General features: G+C 68.7%; 3 protein-coding genes. 1 reads left to right on the forward strand and 2 read right to left on the reverse strand.

Going from position 1 to position 3,039, the window contains the following annotated elements:
* Window positions 1–113: 113 nt before the first annotated feature.
* Window positions 114–1,250, reverse strand: coding sequence for a glutamine-hydrolyzing carbamoyl-phosphate synthase small subunit (gene carA, locus ACFVJS_RS27085; RefSeq protein WP_378886654.1), 1,137 nt, complete (start codon window positions 1,248–1,250; stop codon window positions 114–116).
* A gap of 155 nt (window positions 1,251–1,405) precedes the next feature.
* The gene (locus tag ACFVJS_RS27090; protein WP_378886655.1) at window positions 1,406–2,350 is read right to left on the reverse strand and encodes an AIM24 family protein; all 945 of its coding nucleotides are present in this window, start codon (window positions 2,348–2,350) and stop codon (window positions 1,406–1,408) included.
* Window positions 2,351–2,459: 109 nt separating this feature from the next.
* Here ACFVJS_RS27090 and ACFVJS_RS27095 point away from each other — a divergent pair, with 109 nt between their 5' ends.
* A complete protein-coding gene (locus tag ACFVJS_RS27095) occupies window positions 2,460–2,966 on the forward strand; it encodes an endonuclease V (RefSeq protein WP_378886656.1) in 507 nt (168 codons plus the stop codon).
* Window positions 2,967–3,039: the final 73 nt, after the last annotated feature.

The following is a 3,039-nucleotide window of genomic DNA, read 5'->3' on the forward strand; positions in this document are numbered from 1 at the left end:
AGCACGCGACAGGCCTGGGTGCCGGAGTAGTCGAACTCGCAGGCCTGGCCGATGACGATCGGGCCGGACCCGATCACGAGCACGGACCTGATGTCTTCGCGCTTGGGCATCGCTCAGACCTCCTTCGCCATGAGAGAGATGAACCGGTCGAAGAGGTAGGCGGCATCGTGCGGGCCGGCCGCTGCCTCCGGGTGGTACTGGACGGAGAAGCCCTTGAGCTTCCCGGTCTCGGCGTCCTTGAGCTCGAGGCCCTCGACGCAGTCGTCGTTGAGGTTGACGTGGGAGACGGTCGCGATGCCGTAGGGCGTCGTCGTCTCCTCCCCGATCGGGGCGTCCACGGCGAAGCCGTGGTTGTGGGCGGTCACCTCGACCTTGCGGGTGGTGAGGTCCATGACCGGCTGGTTGATCCCACGGTGGCCGTACTTGAGCTTGTACGTCCCGAAACCCAGCGCGCGGCCGAAGAGCTGGTTGCCGAAGCAGATGCCGAAGTAGGGGATGTCCTCGGCCAGTGCCGCCTTGAGCAGCTCCACCTGGCCGGTGGTCGCGGCCGGGTCACCCGGGCCGTTGGAGTAGAAGAGCCCGTCTGGCTTCGTCGCGAGGACGTCCTCGAGGGTCGCGGTCGCCGGGAGCACGTGCACCTCGATGCCGCGCTCGGCCATCCGCTGCGGGGTCATCTCCTTGATCCCGAGGTCGAGGGCCGCGACGGTGAACCGCTTCTCGCCCTGGGCGGGAACGACGTACGCCTCCTGGGTGCTGACCGCGTCGGAGAGGTTCGCACCGCTCATCTCGGCGGAGGCGAGCACCTTCTGCAGCAGGGCCTCGGGGTCGGTCTCGATCGTGGAGATGCCGACGCGCATCGCGCCGCGCTCGCGGAGGTGACGGGTCAGCGCGCGGGTGTCGATCCCGCTGATGCCCACCACGGACTGATCGCGCAGGTCGTCGTCGAGGCTGCGCTGGGCGCGCCAGTTGGACGAGACCCGGGCGGGGTCTCGGACGACGTAGCCGGCAACCCAGATCCGACGCGACTCGGGGTCCTCGTCGTTCACGCCGGTGTTGCCGACGTGGGGCGCGGTCATGACGACCACCTGCCGGTGGTAGCTCGGGTCGGTCAGCGTCTCCTGGTAGCCCGTCATGCCGGTGGAGAAGACCGCCTCGCCGAAGGTCTCACCCTCGGCGCCGAACGACTCCCCCCGGAACGATCGACCATCCTCGAGTACGAGGAGTGCTTCTTTGTGGGCATGCAGCGGCACGCCGTACCTCCTTCTCCGCCTCACGGGACGGTGCTTAAAGGATGTCGGTCAACTTGCTGGTGACAGTATCAAGCAGATGCCGATTGACGGCAGTTGGCGTCCGCCGCGTACGCCAGCATGTGACGTACGCGGCAGTCGACCCCGCTGGATCGCGCTCAGCTGTGCGAGTGGGGCGGGACGACCGCACCCTCGGACGGCTGCACGATGACGAAGCCGGCGCCCTGGAAGGCGACCTGGAACGCCTCGCCGCTGCCGCGGCCGATGAGCGCACCGGCGGTGAACGACTTCTGCAGGCTGGTCTGCAGGCCGAGCGACCAGCCGACGACCGCGTTGGTGTCGGTGAAGGTGGGCGCCTCGGCGGCGTTGAGGACCACCGGGTCGCCCTCCGTGGTGACCGCGACCCAGCCGGTGCCGCGCAGCGTGGTGTTGAACAGGCCGCCGGTGAGCATGCCGGCGCCCTGGACCCGCTCGATGTTCCACTGCAGGCTGTTGGAGAAGGCGAGCACGTGGTCGCCGTTGATCGAGATGCCCGAGTTGTTCAGCTGGAGGATGTGGACCTCCTTGGCCGCGTCGGCCAGGAAGACGTCGCCCTGGCCCTCGACGCCCATCAGGCTGAGGCCCTCACCGGTGACGGCCTTCTTGAGGAACTTGCCGACGCCGCCGCCCTGGTACTTGAACTGCACGTTGCCCTGGTAGGCCACCATCGAGCCCTGGCGGGCCTGGAACGGCTCGCCGAGGCGCACGCGCAGGAGCTTCTTGTTCTGCAGCACGGCGCCGTTGCCCTCGATCTCGGAGAAGCGACCGTCGATCAGGTCACCCGAGATCCCCGCGAACGCATCGCCGGCGGGCTGCTGGGACTGGACGGGCTGCTGCCCGTACTGGGCCTGCTGCGCGTGGCCGCTGTCGCCGTACGCCGCCTGCACGGCCTGCGCCGAGCCGACCTGCGTCGGCGCCTCCTGCTCCACCGTCGCCTGAGGCGGCGCCAGGGGCGCCGTCGACTGCTGCCCGCCCGTGGACACGTGCTCGGTCCACTGGCTCCCGTCGTAGTATCGAAGCTCGGCCTGTCCGGTCGGGTCCGGGTACCACGCTGCGTCCGTCATCTCTAACCCTTGCGTTCACGGACCCACATCGGTCCTTCTCGCCACCATCCTGGCATGTGCCTGATGCGCGACTCACCGGTGTTCCACACGCTCGCCTTAATCTGTGACCGTGGTGACCAGGTTCGGGGCTGCCGACGCCCACTACCCGCTATCCGGGGGAGGGCACGCCGCACTCGTGGTCAGCGGCGGCCCCGAGTTCGGCACGATCATCGAGCAACGCACGGCTTGGCTCGCCGAGGTGGCCGACTACGCCCCCGGCAGGTTCTACGAACGGGAGCTGCCGGCCCTGACGGCTCTCCTCGCCGACACCGACCCGCTCGACGTGCTCATCGTCGACGGGTACGTCGACCTCGATCCGGACGGACGGCCTGGCCTGGGACGGCACGTCTGGAACGCCGGACTCGCGCCAGCGGTCATTGGCGTCGCCAAGACCGCGTTCCGCAGTGCCACCCACGCCGAACCCGTCCTACGCGGAAGCTCGTCCAGACCGTTGTACGTCACGGCCGCCGGCATCTCGCAGACCGATGCCGCCTACCTGGTCCGCACGATGTCCGGCACTGCCCGCCTTCCTGAGGCCCTGCGACTCGTCGACCGCCTTGCTCGATCAATGCCCTGACGGTCAGGCTCTCGTTGGGTGTCGGTGACGTTGACCAGCAGCGGACGCGAGCACCTTAGAGGCGACCACCGAC

This window comes from Nocardioides sp. NPDC057772, assembly GCF_042798075.1.
Taxonomy (GTDB): Bacteria; Actinomycetota; Actinomycetes; order Propionibacteriales; family Nocardioidaceae; genus Nocardioides.

Excerpts from the sequence above, each read along its gene's own strand:
- ACFVJS_RS27090 (WP_378886655.1), bottom strand. The coding sequence starts at position 2,350 with ATGACGGACGCAGCGTGGTACCCGGACCCGACCGGACAGGCCGAGCTT.